The 14,675-nt window shown below is 71.2% G+C and carries 15 protein-coding genes; 10 read left to right on the top strand and 5 right to left on the bottom strand.

The window, feature by feature from the left end; genetic code table 11:
• Positions 1-312: 312 nt before the first annotated feature.
• The 4 genes from ACOWU6_RS12765 to ACOWU6_RS12750 all read left to right on the top strand — a co-directional run bounded on the left by ACOWU6_RS12765 (position 313) and on the right by ACOWU6_RS12750 (position 4,553).
• Positions 313-1,035, top strand: a complete 723-nt coding sequence (locus tag ACOWU6_RS12765) for a GNAT family N-acetyltransferase (protein ID WP_421075911.1) — start codon at positions 313-315, stop codon at positions 1,033-1,035.
• Between the two features lie 72 nt (positions 1,036-1,107).
• Entirely contained in the window at positions 1,108-2,415 is a 1,308-nt protein-coding gene (locus tag ACOWU6_RS12760) for a GAF domain-containing protein (RefSeq protein WP_421075910.1), read from the top strand.
• A 100-nt stretch (positions 2,416-2,515) separates the two neighbouring features.
• Complete coding sequence (locus ACOWU6_RS12755) at positions 2,516-4,063, top strand: aldehyde dehydrogenase family protein (protein ID WP_271174111.1); 1,548 nt, start codon at positions 2,516-2,518, stop codon at positions 4,061-4,063.
• Between the two features lie 97 nt (positions 4,064-4,160).
• Positions 4,161-4,553: a DUF779 domain-containing protein gene (locus ACOWU6_RS12750; RefSeq protein WP_271174110.1), complete on the top strand. Its 393-nt coding sequence runs from the start codon at positions 4,161-4,163 to the stop codon at positions 4,551-4,553.
• A gap of 158 nt (positions 4,554-4,711) precedes the next feature.
• Here the strand turns inward: ACOWU6_RS12750 and ACOWU6_RS12745 are convergent, their stop codons facing one another.
• Entirely contained in the window at positions 4,712-5,242 is a 531-nt protein-coding gene (locus tag ACOWU6_RS12745; protein WP_421075909.1) for a hypothetical protein, read from the bottom strand.
• An 11-nt stretch (positions 5,243-5,253) separates the two neighbouring features.
• A complete protein-coding gene (locus ACOWU6_RS12740; RefSeq protein ID WP_282979879.1) occupies positions 5,254-6,402 on the bottom strand; it encodes a zinc-dependent alcohol dehydrogenase in 1,149 nt (382 codons plus the stop codon).
• Positions 6,403-6,555: 153 nt separating this feature from the next.
• On the opposite strand from ACOWU6_RS12740, the gene ACOWU6_RS12735 reads away from it, so the two are divergent.
• Both ACOWU6_RS12735 and ACOWU6_RS12730 read left to right on the top strand, forming a co-directional pair.
• Positions 6,556-7,053 (top strand): DUF2243 domain-containing protein, encoded by a 498-nt coding sequence (locus ACOWU6_RS12735; protein WP_282979878.1) that lies wholly within the window; start codon positions 6,556-6,558, stop codon positions 7,051-7,053.
• Positions 7,050-7,907 carry a cytochrome c oxidase assembly protein gene (locus ACOWU6_RS12730; RefSeq protein ID WP_421075908.1) on the top strand — a complete coding sequence of 286 codons (858 nt, stop codon included), beginning with the start codon at positions 7,050-7,052 and terminating at the stop codon, positions 7,905-7,907. The genes ACOWU6_RS12735 and ACOWU6_RS12730 overlap by 4 nt, the downstream gene beginning before the upstream one ends.
• Here ACOWU6_RS12730 and ACOWU6_RS12725 read toward each other — a convergent pair.
• From ACOWU6_RS12725 to ACOWU6_RS12715, 3 genes are read right to left on the bottom strand one after another with little or no spacing between them, the layout of a single operon-like run.
• The gene (locus ACOWU6_RS12725) at positions 7,852-8,988 is read right to left on the bottom strand and encodes a hypothetical protein (RefSeq protein WP_421075907.1); all 1,137 of its coding nucleotides are present in this window, start codon (positions 8,986-8,988) and stop codon (positions 7,852-7,854) included. The two genes, ACOWU6_RS12730 and ACOWU6_RS12725, sit on opposite strands and share 56 nt — an antisense overlap.
• Positions 8,989-9,015: 27 nt before the next feature.
• On the bottom strand, positions 9,016-9,717 hold the full coding sequence (locus ACOWU6_RS12720) for a cache domain-containing protein (protein WP_421075906.1): 702 nt from the start codon (positions 9,715-9,717) through the stop codon (positions 9,016-9,018).
• 20 nt (positions 9,718-9,737) lie between these two features.
• A complete protein-coding gene (locus ACOWU6_RS12715) occupies positions 9,738-10,520 on the bottom strand; it encodes a FadR/GntR family transcriptional regulator (RefSeq protein ID WP_324013550.1) in 783 nt (260 codons plus the stop codon).
• Between the two features lie 120 nt (positions 10,521-10,640).
• On the opposite strand from ACOWU6_RS12715, the gene ACOWU6_RS12710 reads away from it, so the two are divergent.
• The 4 genes from ACOWU6_RS12710 to ACOWU6_RS12695 are packed head-to-tail and all read left to right on the top strand — an operon-like array spanning position 10,641 to position 14,663.
• On the top strand, positions 10,641-11,714 hold the full coding sequence (locus tag ACOWU6_RS12710; RefSeq protein ID WP_421075905.1) for an ABC transporter ATP-binding protein: 1,074 nt from the start codon (positions 10,641-10,643) through the stop codon (positions 11,712-11,714).
• 54 nt (positions 11,715-11,768) lie between these two features.
• The gene (locus tag ACOWU6_RS12705) at positions 11,769-12,959 is read left to right on the top strand and encodes an extracellular solute-binding protein (RefSeq protein ID WP_421075904.1); all 1,191 of its coding nucleotides are present in this window, start codon (positions 11,769-11,771) and stop codon (positions 12,957-12,959) included.
• Positions 12,960-13,018: 59 nt separating this feature from the next.
• Positions 13,019-13,846 carry an ABC transporter permease gene (locus ACOWU6_RS12700; RefSeq protein ID WP_271174100.1) on the top strand — a complete coding sequence of 276 codons (828 nt, stop codon included), beginning with the start codon at positions 13,019-13,021 and terminating at the stop codon, positions 13,844-13,846.
• A 7-nt stretch (positions 13,847-13,853) separates the two neighbouring features.
• Positions 13,854-14,663, top strand: coding sequence for an ABC transporter permease (locus ACOWU6_RS12695; RefSeq protein WP_421075903.1), 810 nt, complete (start codon positions 13,854-13,856; stop codon positions 14,661-14,663).
• Positions 14,664-14,675: the final 12 nt, after the last annotated feature.

Raw genomic sequence — 14,675 nt, 5'->3', positions numbered from 1 at the left:
CCCAGACAGCCTCTTTTTCGAGAGGGCAGGAGACACGGCGCGCTCCAGAGCGCACGGCGCCAAGCCGAGATGACCGTCGGCCCCAGACCGAACGATCGCATGGGCGTGCGAGCACGCCGAGATTCCCCAACCCCGCCTTCGACCCTATGGGGACTTCTGCCCAGCTGCCGTCCGCACACAGCGGATCTGCAGGTTCGCCCCGCTTTTTCGCCCGCGCATTCACCCCGCCTCACCCCGCGGGCGTGTCGGGAAGCGTCCGCGGCCATCGCGCGTTGCCGCTCGTGCCGCCATCCGCTCGACAGGAGGACTCCCATGACCTCGGCCATCCCGCTGCCCGCTGACCCCGCGGTCGACGACGCGGTCCTCGACAACCCGGCCTGGTCATCCCTCACCGGCCCGCACGCGCACTTCGCGATCGGCAACGAGCTTGTGAAGCACTACCCGGCCGACGTCTCGCCGTTCGTCGGCGTGCGCTCGTGGAGCGACCCCGACGTGTGGGACGCGCTTATCGACGTGTTCGGGCCCGGCGCGCCCGTCACGATCTCGAACGCCGACCCCGAGCTCCCGAGCGGATGGGCCGAGCTCGGCCGCGGCTCGGGCGTCCAGCTCGTCGAGACGGATCGGCTCGCGCCCGTGCCCTTCGATGAGGCCGTCGAGCTCGGCGCGGGCGACGTCGCCGACATGCTCGCGCTCGTCGAGCGCAACCAGCCCGGCCCGTTCCTGCCGCGCACGCACGAGCTCGGCCGCTACGTCGGCGTCCGACGGGATGGCCGCCTCGTCGCGATGGCGGGGGAGCGCCTGCACCCGGCCGGCTGGACCGAGATCAGCGCCGTGTCGACCGACGAGGCCTACCGCCGGCAGGGTCTCGCGTCGCGGCTCGTGCTCGATGTCGCCTTCCACATCCGCGAGCGCGGCGACCGGGCCCTCCTGCATGCGGCGGCCGACAACGTCGGCGCGGTCCGCGCCTACGAGAAGCTCGGGTTCGCGCTGCGCCGCACGTCGGAGTTCCTCACGGTGCAGACGCCCGAGCGCTGACCGGGCCTCCCCGACAGCAGCGCGACGACCTACACTGGTGGCCATCCGCTCCCTCGACGAGGAAGGAGCTCCATGTCGTCGCCGTGGCTGCGCAGCGAGGGCGTCCGCGCCTCGCGGCTCCTCGTCGAGCGCGCGCACGATGAGCTCCTCGCCGGCAACAGCGCGGATCCGCGCCTCGCGCAGGTGCGGCCCCTCGTGCGGGAGTCGTGGCGGAGGTCCGTCGGCAGCGCGGTGGGAGCCGAGGCGCTGCCCGCTCTCGAGCTGACCGGAGCCGCCCTCGAGGAGTACCGGCGTGCCCATCCGCTCGCGGGCGCGCTCGCGCTCATCCGCGGGCTCCTCCTCCCCGGCGAGGCCGACGAGGCGGGCGTCGTCGTCGCGGTCGGCGATGCCGCCGGCCGCCTCCTCTGGGTCGAGGGCGACCGCCGCGTGCGCGCGCTCACGGGACACATGGGCTTCGTCGAGGGCGCGAACTGGGCCGAGGACCGGGTCGGCACCGCGGCACCCGGCACGGCGCTCGCCCTCGGGAGGTCGGTGCAGGTGCGCGGCGCCGAGCACTTCAACCGCTTCGTGCAGCCGTGGTCGTGCACGGCCGCCCCGGTCAGAGACCCCGAGAACGGCCGCCTCATCGGGGTCATCGACGTGACCGGCGGCGACGAGGCGGCGACCCCGCAGGCGCAGCTGCTCGTCGACGCCACGGCGCGCGCGGTCGAGGGCGAGCTCCTGGTCGCCCGGCTGCGCGCGCAGAGGGAGCCGTCGCGGAAGCCGCGTCGACGCGTCGAGACGGCGCAGCGCGCGACGCTCAGCGTGCTCGGCCGCGATCGCGCGCTGCTCACCCTCGCCGGAGACGGCGGCGAGCGCGTCGTCGAGCTCGGCATGCGCCACGCCGAGCTCGTGCTCATGCTCGCGACCCACCGTCAGGGGCTCACGGCAGAGCGGCTCGCCGAGCTCGTGTACGGCGACCCCGCCGCGATCGGCACGCTGCGGCCCGAGATGGTGCGGCTGCGCAAGCTGCTCGAGCGGACGGCGCCGGCGCTCGTCCCCGAGTCCCGCCCGTATCGGATGGCGGGCGAGATCGAGACCGACGCGCAGCAGGTGCTCTCGCTCCTCGATCGCGGCGCCCACCGCGTCGCGCTCGCAGCCTACCGGGGCGACGTGCTGCCCGACTCGGCGGCACCGGGCGTCGAGGAGCTGCGCGAGACCATCCGCTCGTCCCTGCGGGAGGCGCTCCTCGCGGAGGCCGGCGTCGACGTGCTCCTCGCGTACACCGACACCGCGGCGGGCGCCGACGACGTCGAGGCGCTGCGGCAGGTGCTGCGGATGCTCCCGGCCCGGTCGCCGCGGCGCGCCGGCGTCGTCGCGCGGCTCGTGGCGCTCGAGTAGCCCTCCCGCGCGCAATCCGATGCAACCTCCGGCGACGTAGCGTGACGGCACAGCCACGCGGGGGCATCCCCGCGACGTCGCGCAGTCGAAGGAGACAGCAATGACCATCGTGGAAGAGGGCGTCTCGAGCGTCTACGCCGCCCCGGGCGAGAAGGGCTCCGTCGCCCAGTACCGCGCTCGCTACGGCCACTACATCGGCGGGGAGTTCGTCGCCCCGGTCAAGGGCGAGTACTTCGAGGACATCTCGCCCGTCAACGGCAAGCCGTTCTGCGAAGTCGGCCGCGGCACCGCCGAGGACATCGACCGCGCCGTCGAGACGGCGTGGAAGGCGTTCGCGTCGTGGCGGCACACGAGCCCCGCCGAGCGCAGCGTCATCCTCAACCGGATCGCCGACCGCATCGAGCAGAACCTCGAGGCGATCGCCGTCGCCGAGACGTGGGAGAACGGCAAGCCCGTGCGCGAGACGCTCGCGGCCGACATCCCGCTCGCGGTCGACCACTTCCGCTACTTCGCGGGCGTGCTGCGTGCGCAGGAGGGCGGGATCAGCCAGCTCGACGAGAACACCGTCGCGTACCACTTCCACGAGCCGCTCGGCGTCGTGGGCCAGATCATCCCGTGGAACTTCCCGATCCTCATGGCGACGTGGAAGCTCGCGCCCGCGCTCGCCGCGGGCAACTGCGTCGTCCTCAAGCCCGCCGAGCAGACGCCCGCGTCGATCCTGTTCCTCTTCGACCTCATCGGCGACCTCCTGCCGGCGGGCGTCGTGAACATCGTGAACGGCTTCGGCATCGAGGCCGGCGCTCCGCTCGCGTCGCACAAGCGCATCCGCAAGGTCGCGTTCACGGGCGAGACGACCACCGGGCGCCTCATCATGCAGTACGCGTCGCAGAACCTCATCCCCGTGACGCTCGAGCTGGGAGGCAAGAGCCCGAACATCTTCTTCGAGGACGTCGCGTCGGCGCAGGACGCGTACTACGAGAAGGCGAAGGAGGGCTTCGCGATGTTCGCCCTGAACCAGGGCGAGGTCTGCACGTGTCCGTCGCGCGCGCTCATCCAGCGGTCGATCTACGACACGTTCCTGTCGGATGGGCTCGACCGCGTCTCGAGGATCCGGCAGGGCAACCCGCTCGACCCCGAGACGATGATCGGCGCGCAGGCGTCGAACGACCAGCTCGAGAAGATCCTGTCGTACATCCAGATCGGCAAGGACGAGGGCGCGAAGGTCCTCGCGGGCGGCGAGCGCGTCGACCTCGGCGGCGACCTCACGGACGGGTACTACGTGGCTCCGACCGTGTTCGAGGGGCAGAACAGCATGCGGATCTTCCAGGAGGAGATCTTCGGCCCCGTCGTCTCGGTCACCGGCTTCGACACGTACGACGACGCCATCGCGACCGCGAACGACACCCTCTACGGCCTCGGCGCGGGGGTATGGAGCCGGAGTGCCGACCTCTGCTACCGTGCTGGTCGCGCGATCGAAGCAGGGCGGGTGTGGACGAACACCTACCACCAGTACCCGGCGCATGCCGCCTTCGGCGGCTACAAGCAGTCGGGTATCGGTCGGGAGAACCACCTGCGTATGCTCGATCACTACCAGCAGACGAAGAACCTTCTCGTCTCCTATGCGGAGGGGCCCATGGGCTTCTTCTGATCCGATCGGATCCGCCCGGGCGGGATGACCCGAATCCCCGCCCGGGCGTCGGATCCCCGCGACGACGACGTCGCGGGTGCACAGGGAAGGAGGAGGGATGTCCGAGGAGCTCAGCAGGGTCGCGGTGACCGAGGCGGCGGCTGCTCTTCTGCGCACGCTCACGGCCCAGCACGGGCCGCTCATGTTCCACCAGTCGGGCGGGTGCTGCGACGGCTCGTCGCCCATGTGCTATCCGGTCGGGATGTACCTGACCGGCACGGGCGATGTGCTGCTCGGGACGATCGACGCGGGTCTCGACGACCCGATCGAGGTCTACATGTCGGAGTCGCAGTTCGAGTACTGGAAGTACACGCACCTCACGATCGACGTCGTGCCGGGGCGCGGGGGAGGGTTCAGCGTCGAGTCGCCCACGGGCATGCGGTTCCTCATCCGGTCTCGCATGCTCACGGAGCCCGAGCTGGAGCACTTCGGCCTGACGCCGCGGGCGTAGCCGCACGCCGGGAGTGCGGCCCTGCTCACGCCGCCCCTGCAGACACGCTCCTGCTCACGCCGCCCGGCTCACGCCGACCCCTGCATGCATGTCTCGCTCGTGGCGGGTATCGGGGCGCCGAACCGACGGCGAGTGAGACATGCAGATCTGGGCTGCCGTTACCGGCGCCGCGTGAGGGAGCCGAGGGCGCGCACCGCGAGGACGCCTGCGAGCACCCACGGCCCGACGACGATGATCGGGTCCATCCACGCGTGGCGGAGGTCGATGCGGCCGCGGCCGATGCGCGACCCGACGGGGCGCCGGCTCCACTCTCCCCGCACGCCCGTCTGCGTGATCGGGTTGTCGGGATGGCGCGACGCGAGCGAGCGCACGTGCGCGCCGATCGACTCCACGCGGTCGCCGAGCACGAGCAGCAGCCAGTGCCGCAGCTTGCCCTCGCTGTACCGTGCGTAGGCGATCCGGCGGATCCTGCCCGAGAGCCCGTGCAGCGGCTGGGCGGTGCCGAACACGGGCGGCAGCTGCGGATGCTCGATCGAGTGCTCGCGCGCGGGGTCGGACATCCGATCCTCGAGCGCCCAGGGCGCGGCGAGTTCCTGCGGGTCGAGCTCGTGCTCCTCGCGCCATCCGTCCTCGAGCTCGATCCCCCAGCCGGGGATGCGCGGGCGGAGCGCGTCGACGGGCTGCGTCATGTCCATCCTCCTCAGTCGTCCGAGACCTCGACGACGGTCTTGATGCAGTCGTCGAGCTTCGCCGAGACCATGTGATAGCCGTCGACGATGTCGTCGAGCGGCAGCCGGTGCGTCACGAGCTCTCGCGGCGCCAGTCGCCCGGCGCGCACGTGGTCGAGCAGGGCGGGCCACATCGCGCGCACGGGCGTCTGATTGGCGCGGATCGTGAGCCCCTTGTTCATCGCGTCGCCGAACCGGACGGCGCTGTGCAGCGGGCCGTACGCTCCGATCACGGCGACGTTGCCGCCCTTGCGCACGCCGTCGATCGCCCAGTTCAGCGCGACCGGAGAGCCGCCCTGGAGCTTGAGCTTCGAGGCGGTCACGTGCTGCAGCCATCCGCCGTCGGCCTCGGCACCCACGGCGTCGATCACGACATCGGCCCCGAGGTGGTCGGTCTCGCGCTTGAGGTGCAGCACGGGATCGCCGATCTCCGACAGGGCGTGCGTCTCGGCGTACGCGAACGAGCGCGCCTTCTCCAGCCGGTAGTCGAGGTGGTCGAGCACGAGCACGCGGCCCGCGCCCATGAGCCAGGCCGAGCGTGCCGCGGCGAGCCCCACGGGGCCCGCGCCGAAGACCGCGACGGTGTCGCCCTCCTCGATGTGCCCGAGCCGCGCGCCGAAGTAGCCGGTCGTGAACGCGTCGGTGAGCATGAGCGCGTCCTCGTCGCTCAGCCACTCGGGGATGACCATGGGCCCGACGTCCGCGAACGGCACGCGCACGCGCTCCGCCTGACCGCCGTCGTAGCCGCCCGCCGTGTGCGAGTAGCCGTAGATGCCGCCCACCGCCGTCGCGTTCGCGTTTACGCTGTGGCAGTTCGAGAAGAGGCCCTGCCGGCAGAACGCGCACGACCCGCAGAAGATGTTGAACGGCACCATGACCCTGTCGCCAACCGCGAGGCGCTGCACCGAGCCGCCGACCTCCTCGACGACGCCGATGAACTCGTGGCCGAACGTGTGCCCGATGCGCGTGTCCGGGAGCATCCCGTGCAGCAGGTGCAGGTCCGACCCGCAGATCGCGGCCCGCGTCACGCGGACGATCGCATCGTTCGGATGCTCGATGCGCGGGTCGGGCTTCTCCGTCACCTGGAGCTTGTACGGACCTCGGTACGTCAGCGCCTTCATGTGTCCTCCTCGTCGCGTCGAGTCTGCGCAGGGCGCTCGGATGGCGCGAGGGGGTTGCGGATGACTCGGCGCTGTGCGACGCCGCGCGTAGCACGACGGGTCGGCGGATGTCCATGGCTTGGATGGCGACGGAGCACGCGAGAGCGTCGGACCATGGCCGGATCTCCTGACCCCCGGACCCTGTGGGCCGCGCGCGGCACGTACGCGACGCGCACCGCGTGGGCCGGTGCGCTCTTCGGCATGGGCCTTGTCGCCTTCGTCGACGAGGCCGTGTTCCACCAGATCCTGCACTGGCACCACTTCTATGACCGCGGCACGCCCGCGGCCGGTCTCGTGTCGGACGGGCTCTTCCACGCCTTCAGCTGGTTCGGCACCGTGGCCGGGCTGTTCCTCCTCGCGGATGTCGCGCGGCGCGGGGCGCTCTGGACGCCGCGCTGGGTCGGCGGAGCACTGCTGGGCGCCGGCGCCTTCCAGCTGTACGACGGCACGATCCAGCACAAGGTGCTCGGGCTCCACCAGATCCGGTACGTGGACGATGTCCTGCCCTACGACATCGTCTGGAACGCGATCGCCGTCCTGCTGCTCGCGGCGGGCCTCGTCCTCGTCGTCCGCACGCGCCCGGCCGCCGCGTGGGCCCACGTCGAGCGATGACGCCGATGTCCGGCGGCCACGCGCACGCCCACGGGGCGGGAGTCCCGCTCGACGTCGTCGTCCTCGCACTGGCAGCGCTCGCGGTCGCGTCGTATGCGGCAGGAGCGATCGCCTCGCGGCGCGGCGGGCGGCCGTGGCCCGTGCACCGGATGGTCCTCTGGTGCGTCGGCATCGCGGCCGCGACCGCGCCGGTCGTCGAGCCGTTCGCCTCGACGGTTCACGGCAGCTTCGTCGGACACGCGTGGGGCCATGTCGTGGGCGGCATGCTGGCGCCGATCCTGCTCGTGCTCGCCGCACCCGTCACCCTCGCTCTCCGCACGCTCCCCGTCACGCCGGCGCGGCGGCTGTCGCGCCTGCTGCGCAGCGCGCCCGTGCGCGTGCTCGCGCACCCCGTGACCGCGGCGCTCCTCTCCTCGGGCGGCCTGTGGCTCATCCATCTCACGCCGCTGCACGAGGCGATGCAGGCGAGCCCGTTCGTGCACCTCGTCGTGCACGCGCACACCGTCGCGGCCGGCTATCTCTTCACGGCCGCGCTGGTCGGCGTCGACCCGAACCCGCACCCGAGCCGATGGACGACGCGCGCGATCGTGCTCGTCCTCGCGATGGCATCGCACGCGGTTCTCGCGAAGCTCCTCTACGCGCATCCCCCGGGTGCGACCTCCGTCGCCGACGAGCGGCTCGGCGCGCTCACGATGTACTACGCGGGCGGGGTCGTCGAGCTCGGGCTCGTCGTGCTCCTCTGCGCCCGCTGGTATCGCGAGAGCGGGCGCCGCGTCGCGATCGGCGCGGCCGATCGGCTCAGTCGAGCACGCCCATCACCTGCAGCACGAACTGCAGGATCACGAAGGCGATGATGACGATGCCGAACCACGAGAACCGGCGCTTGAGGCGCCGGCCCGGCTCGGCCACTCCGCGCGGCGGAGGCGTGAGGGGCGCGGCCGCCGAGAAGGCGGGCGCCTCGTGGTGCCCCGAGGCGATCGGACGCGGCACCCCCGTGCCCGCTGCGAACCGCTCGTCACGCCAGCGCCCCCACTGATCGAGCTTGTGGATGAGGGCGGCGACGACCGAGAAGAGCCACGCCCAGGTCGCGGGATCGAGCGTCGAGACCTCGCGCCGCGTGTAGAGGAACAGCCAGTCGTCGACGATCTCGACGTCGAGCTGCCCGGCGTGGTCGAGGAAGCGCGCCATGATGTCGGGCGTGAAGAGGTAGAGCGCGTCGGCCTCGTAGCCCTGCGGGCAGTAGAGCGCGAAGTGCCGGTCGAAGTCGCCCTCGAGGGACAGCCGCTGGTCCTTGTCGAAGCCGACCGGGAGGTTCGAGCCGAAGATCGTGTTGTTGCCCACGGCATCGAGCACGATGTGGGGCAGCGGTGCGTCGAGTCGGATGGCCACGTAGCCCCAGCGATGCGTGGTCTGGTTCTTCCCCGATCCGGTCGTGTACTGGTAGTTCGCGAACTCCGCGAACCGCGGCGCCTCACCGCGCACGAGGTCGTTCGAGCGGCGGGCGCGACCGAGCCCGAAGATCATGCCGGGGAGGGCGGGGTCGCCGAGTGACGGGAGGTAGCTCATGCCGTTCGCGCGCGCGAAGCGGTCGAGCCGGTACTGGCGCTCGCGGCGCTGCCCCTGGAACGCCCGGACGCCCCAGACGACCGCGCCGATGACGAGGGCCGCGATGCCGAGCGAGACCCAGAATCCGGCGCCCGAGGCGCCGTCGGCGTCCGCGACCATGAGCAGGATCGACAGGATGAGGCCGCCGAACCCGAGGATCATGACGCCGACGAAGACGATCACGATCACCGCGACGACCGCGCCGGCTCCGGTGCCGCTCGGGAAGCGTCGCGAGAGCTCGTCGGAGAACCGCTTCACGTCAGCGCGGTCGACGGGCTCGGTGAGGGGGCGCGCGTCGAACGGCACGCTCTGCTGCGTCGTTCCGGACATGGCCTTCACGCTACAAGAGCGCGCGGATCACCCCACGATGACGTCGAGCGCGACCTCGCCGCAGGAGACGCGAGGCAGCGTCGCGAGACGGCTCCCGCGCACCGAGTCGCCGGCCCCCGAGCGATGGTCGGTCGACACGACGACCCGGCCGACGCCGTTCACGAGGGTCACCGGGAGCCCGACCTCCTCGAGTCGCGGCGTGAGGTCGCGCTCGATCGAGTCGACGAGGAGGTCGAGCGCGGCCACGCCGGCGAACGCGCCGCGGGAGGCGACGGGCGCCGCGATGGTGACCGTGTACTCGTCGCTGCAGAGGTAGTCGACGTAGGGGCCGGCGACGTGCGGGCGGCCCGTCGCGTGCGGTACGCGGAACCACTCCATCTCGCTGTAGTCGATGCGCTCCTTGCCGAGCGACTGCGCCGCGAGCACGAGGCGCGACCGGTCGCTGCCCTGCCACCAGGCGAGGTGGCTGCGTGCGTCGTCGAGCAGGTCGATCGCCGCGACGTAGCCCGCGCCGTACACGGCGAGGTCGGGCAGTGCCAGCAGCGTCATCGCGTGCGGCTGGACCAGCGCGTCGAGCTCGGACACCGTGAGCGGCGCTGCCGCGCGCACGGCGTCGAGATCCCGCGAGACGGCGGCGGCGGTCTCGACGAGGCTGTCCACGGGCGCGCGGAAGTAGCTCTCGACGATCGACGCGGCACGGTCGACGGCGGTGTCGGTGTCCTGGTGCATGCTGACCTCCTCCTTGAGGTTCACGGGACGTCGTCTGCGCTCGCGGCGGGTCGCGAGCGCAGCTCGATGAGGGTGTCGATCACGGCCGCCGTCATCTCCTCGACCTCGCGGCCGGCGCCGACGTCGTCGCCGGCCTCGATCGCCGCGACGACGCGCTCGAGGCCGGCGCGGTAGGCATCGCGCGCGGACGCGTCGGCGTCGATGAGCCGCAGGTACGGGGAGAGCTCGGCCTGCAGCTGCATCTGCACGCGGGTCAGCCGCGCCGACTGGCTGAGCGCGACCAGCTCGAGCTGAGCGTCGTCGAGGATGCGGCGCCAGGCCTCGATGTCGGCCGGATCGAGCCGCTCGAGGTGGCGCGCGACGAGGCGCGCCTCGCTGGGGTCGGCGCGCCGTGCGGCGAGACGGACGGCAGCGCCCGTGATCGCGGCGTAGTGGACGCCCATGTCGCGCAGCGCGGTCCGCGTCGCGCGACGGACGGCGTCGCGCGCGTGGGCGAGCGGGTCGGCATCCTCCGCGACGAAGCTGCCGCCGCCGCGGCCGCGCCGCGTCACGACGAGGCCGCGCGAGCGCAGCGAGAGGAGCGCTTCGCGGACGGTGACCGGCGCGACCCCGAAGCTCTTCGCGAGATCGGTCTCGCTCGGCAGTCGCTCGCCCGCGCGCAGGTGCCCGCCGGTGATCGCCTCATCGAGGCGCCGCTCGACGAGCGCCGCGCGCCCCTCGTCGCCGATCGGCTGGAACAGCGCGCCCTGAAGGCGGCGCGGGCCCGAGGAGGCGACGGCGTGCGGCGGCGCCTGTGCGGCCATGAGCGGTCCTTCCTCGAGAGCGGTCGTCCCAACGTTATGCCTTCGAGACTTGAAATATGAACTATGGGTTCATATGTTAAACCTCAGCTTCCGTGTTCGACGATGATCCGAGGAGGAGCGATGAGCCCATCGCCCGCTGCCGCACCCGCCCGCCCGCAGTCCGGCGACCCGCACGTGGGTGCTGTCTCGCTCCGCGGTGTCACGAAGACGTTCGGCGAGTTCGACGCCGTGAAGGATCTCGACCTCGACGTCCGCCCGGGCGAGTTCCTCTCGATGCTCGGGCCGTCCGGCTCCGGCAAGACGACCGTCCTGCGCATGATCGCCGGCTTCGAGGACGCGACGTCGGGCGCCATCTCGCTGAACGGCGTCGACGTGACCCGGGTTCCGCCCCACCGACGGCAGGTCAACACGGTCTTCCAGGACTACGCCCTGTTCCCCCATCTCACGATCGAGGAGAACGTGGGGTACGGCCTGCGAGTGCGGGGCGAGGGGAGGGCCGCGCGCCGCGAGCGCGTGGGCTCCGCACTCGAGCAGGTCCGGCTGGCCCACGTCGCGCAGCGCCTCCCGCACCAGCTGTCGGGCGGCCAGCGTCAGCGCATCGCCCTCGCCCGTGCGCTGATCCTGCGCCCGCAGGTGCTCCTGCTCGACGAGCCGCTCGGCGCGCTCGACAAGCAGCTGCGCGAGCAGATGCAGATCGAGCTCAAGCAGATCCAGCGCGAGGTCGGCATCACGTTCATCTTCGTGACGCACGACCAGGAGGAGGCGCTCACCCTGAGCGACCGCGTGGCGGTCTTCAACGGCGGTCGGATCGAGCAGATCGGCACGCCGCGCGAGGTGTACGAGTACCCGCAGACCGAGTTCGTCGCGAGGTTCCTCGGCCTCTCGAATCTGCTGCCCGCAGACGCGGCCGAGCGCATCGCCGGCCGCCGCGAGGCGCTCAGCATCCGGCCCGAGCGCGTGCGGGTGCTCGGGCCGGACGAGCACGCGCGCCCCGGTGAGGTGACGGTCGCGGGCGTCGTGGCGGAGGTCGTCTACACGGGGCCGTCGACCCGGTACCTCGTCGACGTCGAGGGCGGCCTGCAGCTCATCGCCGAGCGCCCCAACGCCCACCATCCGTCCGCGGCCGAGGCCGTCGAGCGCGGCGCCGCCGTGCGCGTCGGCTGGCTCGCCGACCACGCCGCGCGTCTTCCCTGACCGCGGCCATCCGCCGTCCACCCATCACAGAAGAACCGAACGAGGAGCGATCACATGCGATCCAGGATGATGACCGGAGCGGCGCTCGTCGCCGTCTCGCTGCTGGCCGTGACCGGCTGCAGCAGCACGTCGGAGGCCGCGGGCGGCGAGGAGGCCGCCGGCGGGCTCCAGATCGACGTCCCCGACGTGCCGATGCAGGAGGAGCTCGGCGACTACGAGGGCGAGGTGAACATCGTCGCGTGGAGCGGGTTCGTCGAGCCCGCATGGAGCGACGCGTTCACGGAGGAGACCGGCTGCGTCGTGAACCGCCGCGTGGCGGGCACGAGCGACGAGATGGTCCAGCTCATGCGCACGGGCGACTACGACCTCGTGTCGGCGTCGGGCGACGCGAGCCTGCGCCTCATCGCGGGCGGCGACGTGGCGCCCCTCAACCTCGATCTCATCCCGAACTTCGGAGACGACATCGTCGAGGGCATGAAGGGGCAGGTCTACGACACCATCAACGGGAAGTCGTACGGCGTGCCGATCGGGCGCGGTGCGAACATCCTGCAGTACAACAGCGAGGTCGTCACCGAGGAGCCCACGAGCTGGGACGTCGCCTGGGAGGCCGACAGCCCTTACGCGGGCAAGGTGATCGCATACGACGCGCCCATCTACATCGCCGACGCGGCGGTGTACCTCATGGCGCACGAGCCCGAGCTCGGCATCACCAACCCGTACGCGCTCGACCAGACCCAGCTCGACGCCGCGATCGAGCTGCTCCAGCAGCAGAACGAGATCGTGTCGGAGTACTGGGCCGATCCGGCCGCGCAGATCACGTCCTTCGTCGGCGGGACGACCGTGCTCGGGACGTCGTGGGAGGTGCTGCGCAAGCTCACCGAGGACGAGAAGTTCAAGAGCGTGCTGCCCGAGGAGGGCTCGACCGGATGGTCGGACGCCTGGATGCTCGCGGCCGAGGCCGAGAACCCCAACTGCGCCTACGCGTGGATGGACTACACCTCGTCGCCCGAGGTGAACGGCGCGATCGCGATGAACTTCGGCATGGCCCCCGCCAACGCCGCCTTCTGCGAGACGAGCGACGAGGCGAAGGAGCACTGCGAGTACTACCACGCGACCGACGAGGAGTACTTCGACAAGGTGTGGTTCTGGACCACGCCGATCGAGCAGTGCGTCGACGGCCGCACGGATGTGACGTGCACCAACTTCCAGCAGTGGACGGACGCCTGGCTCTCCGTCAAGAGCTGACCAGCCCGGCGGGGCGGACCCCAGCCGCCCCGCCGTCTCCTCTTCACGACAGGACGACCATGAAACGGCGACTCCAGCTCGCGGGCCTGCTCGCGCTCCCGATGGCCTGGCTCATCGGCATCTACATCTTCTCGCTCGTCATGCTGCTCGTGACGGCGTTCTGGGTGACCGACCCCTTCACCTCGAAGGTCGAGCCCGGGTTCACCCTGCGCAACTTCGAGCAGCTCGTCGCGAATCCCGCCTACCTCTCGACCGCGCTGCGCACCCTCGCGATCGCCCTCGCGGTCACCGTGCTCTGCATCCTCATCTCGGTGCCGCTGGGCATCTTCATGGCGAAGATCGCGCCGACGTGGCTGCGCGCCGTGCTCGCGGTCGCGATCACGCTCCCGCTGTGGGCGGGCTACCTCGTGAAGATCCTCGCGATGCGCATCACGTTCACGGAGGACGGCTTCTTCAACGCCGTGATGGCGCCGCTCGGGATCACGGGGCCCGGGTTCAGCGTGATCACGGTCGTGCTCACGCTCACCTACCTGTGGCTGCCGTACATGGCCGTGCCCGTCTACACGGCCATCCGCCAACTGCCTCCGAATCTCTTCGACGCGTCCGCCGACCTCGGCGCGGGCGCGGGCCGCACCATCCGCACCGTCGTGATCCCGCTCGTGAAGCCCGCGATCATCGCCGGCTCGATCTTCACGTTCTCGCTGAGCCTCGGCGACTACATCGCGGCCAAGTTCGTCGGCGGATCCACGCAGATGATCGGCAGCGTCATCGCCTCGAACATCAACCTCAACCCCCCGATCGCGGCGGCCTTCTCGGTCGTGCCGATCGCCTTCGTCGTCATCTACCTGATCAGCGTGCAGCGCACCGGCGCGCTGCAGCGGATGTGAGGCCGTCATGCTCAGACTCTCCCTCGGCGCGCGGATCGCGCTCGGCGCCATCGTCGCGGTCGTCCTCGCGTTCATGTATGTGCCGCTCCTGCTCGTCGTGCTCAACTCGTTCAACGAGGCGCGCATCGCGAGCTGGCCCATCCGCGGCTTCTCGCTGCAGTGGTGGGGAGCCGCGCTCGCGAGCGAGCCGGTGCGCGCCGCCGTGGGCAACTCGGTCGCGGTCGGGCTCGGCGCGACCGCGATCGCCCTCGTGCTGGGGACCCTCGTCGCCTTCGCGCTGCAGCGCCACGCGTTCTTCGGCAAGCAGACCGTGAACCTGCTCGTCGTGCTGCCGATCGCCCTTCCCGGCGTCGTCACGGGTGTCGCGCTCAACAACACCTACAACCAGCTGCTCGAGCCGATCGGCATCCACGTCGGCTACTTCGGCATGATCATCGCGCACGGCACCTTCTGCATCGTCATGGTGTTCAACAACGTGCTCGCGCGACTGCGGAGGCTGAGCCCCAACGTCGAGGAGGCCTCCGCCGACCTCGGTGCGACGCCGTGGCAGACGTTCCGCATGGTCACGTTCCCGCAGTTCCGCAGCGCGTTCGCCGCGGGCGGCATCCTCGCCTTCGCGCTCAGCTTCGACGAGGTCGTCGTGACGATCTTCACGGCGCCCGCGGGCGTCGACACCCTGCCCCTGTGGATCATGAACCAGATGGCCCGGCCGAACGAGGCGAGCGTGGTCAACGTCGTCGCGACGGTCATCATCGTGCTGTCGTTCATCCCCGTGTGGATCTCGCAGCGGCTCGCGAGCGAGCGCGACGGGGTGTGAGGGGGCGGGCGC

Origin of the sequence: Microbacterium sp. SA156, assembly GCF_049065455.1 — a bacterium.
Taxonomy (GTDB): Bacteria; Actinomycetota; Actinomycetes; order Actinomycetales; family Microbacteriaceae; genus Microbacterium; species Microbacterium barkeri.
The sequence above is the reverse complement of the archived record's forward strand: the minus strand, read 5'-3'. Positions and strand labels throughout refer to the sequence as shown.

Excerpts from the sequence above, each read along its gene's own strand:
- ACOWU6_RS12765 (WP_421075911.1), top strand. The coding sequence starts at position 313 with ATGACCTCGGCCATCCCGCTGCCCGCTGACCCCGCGGTCGACGACGCG.
- ACOWU6_RS12760 (WP_421075910.1), top strand. The coding sequence starts at position 1,108 with ATGTCGTCGCCGTGGCTGCGCAGCGAGGGCGTCCGCGCCTCGCGGCTC.
- ACOWU6_RS12755 (WP_271174111.1), top strand. The coding sequence starts at position 2,516 with ATGACCATCGTGGAAGAGGGCGTCTCGAGCGTCTACGCCGCCCCGGGC.
- ACOWU6_RS12750 (WP_271174110.1), top strand. The coding sequence starts at position 4,161 with ATGTCCGAGGAGCTCAGCAGGGTCGCGGTGACCGAGGCGGCGGCTGCT.
- ACOWU6_RS12745 (WP_421075909.1), bottom strand. The coding sequence starts at position 5,242 with ATGACGCAGCCCGTCGACGCGCTCCGCCCGCGCATCCCCGGCTGGGGG.
- ACOWU6_RS12740 (WP_282979879.1), bottom strand. The coding sequence starts at position 6,402 with ATGAAGGCGCTGACGTACCGAGGTCCGTACAAGCTCCAGGTGACGGAG.
- ACOWU6_RS12735 (WP_282979878.1), top strand. The coding sequence starts at position 6,556 with ATGGCCGGATCTCCTGACCCCCGGACCCTGTGGGCCGCGCGCGGCACG.
- ACOWU6_RS12730 (WP_421075908.1), top strand. The coding sequence starts at position 7,050 with ATGACGCCGATGTCCGGCGGCCACGCGCACGCCCACGGGGCGGGAGTC.
- ACOWU6_RS12725 (WP_421075907.1), bottom strand. The coding sequence starts at position 8,988 with ATGTCCGGAACGACGCAGCAGAGCGTGCCGTTCGACGCGCGCCCCCTC.
- ACOWU6_RS12720 (WP_421075906.1), bottom strand. The coding sequence starts at position 9,717 with ATGCACCAGGACACCGACACCGCCGTCGACCGTGCCGCGTCGATCGTC.
- ACOWU6_RS12715 (WP_324013550.1), bottom strand. The coding sequence starts at position 10,520 with ATGGCCGCACAGGCGCCGCCGCACGCCGTCGCCTCCTCGGGCCCGCGC.
- ACOWU6_RS12710 (WP_421075905.1), top strand. The coding sequence starts at position 10,641 with ATGAGCCCATCGCCCGCTGCCGCACCCGCCCGCCCGCAGTCCGGCGAC.
- ACOWU6_RS12705 (WP_421075904.1), top strand. The coding sequence starts at position 11,769 with ATGCGATCCAGGATGATGACCGGAGCGGCGCTCGTCGCCGTCTCGCTG.
- ACOWU6_RS12700 (WP_271174100.1), top strand. The coding sequence starts at position 13,019 with ATGAAACGGCGACTCCAGCTCGCGGGCCTGCTCGCGCTCCCGATGGCC.
- ACOWU6_RS12695 (WP_421075903.1), top strand. The coding sequence starts at position 13,854 with ATGCTCAGACTCTCCCTCGGCGCGCGGATCGCGCTCGGCGCCATCGTC.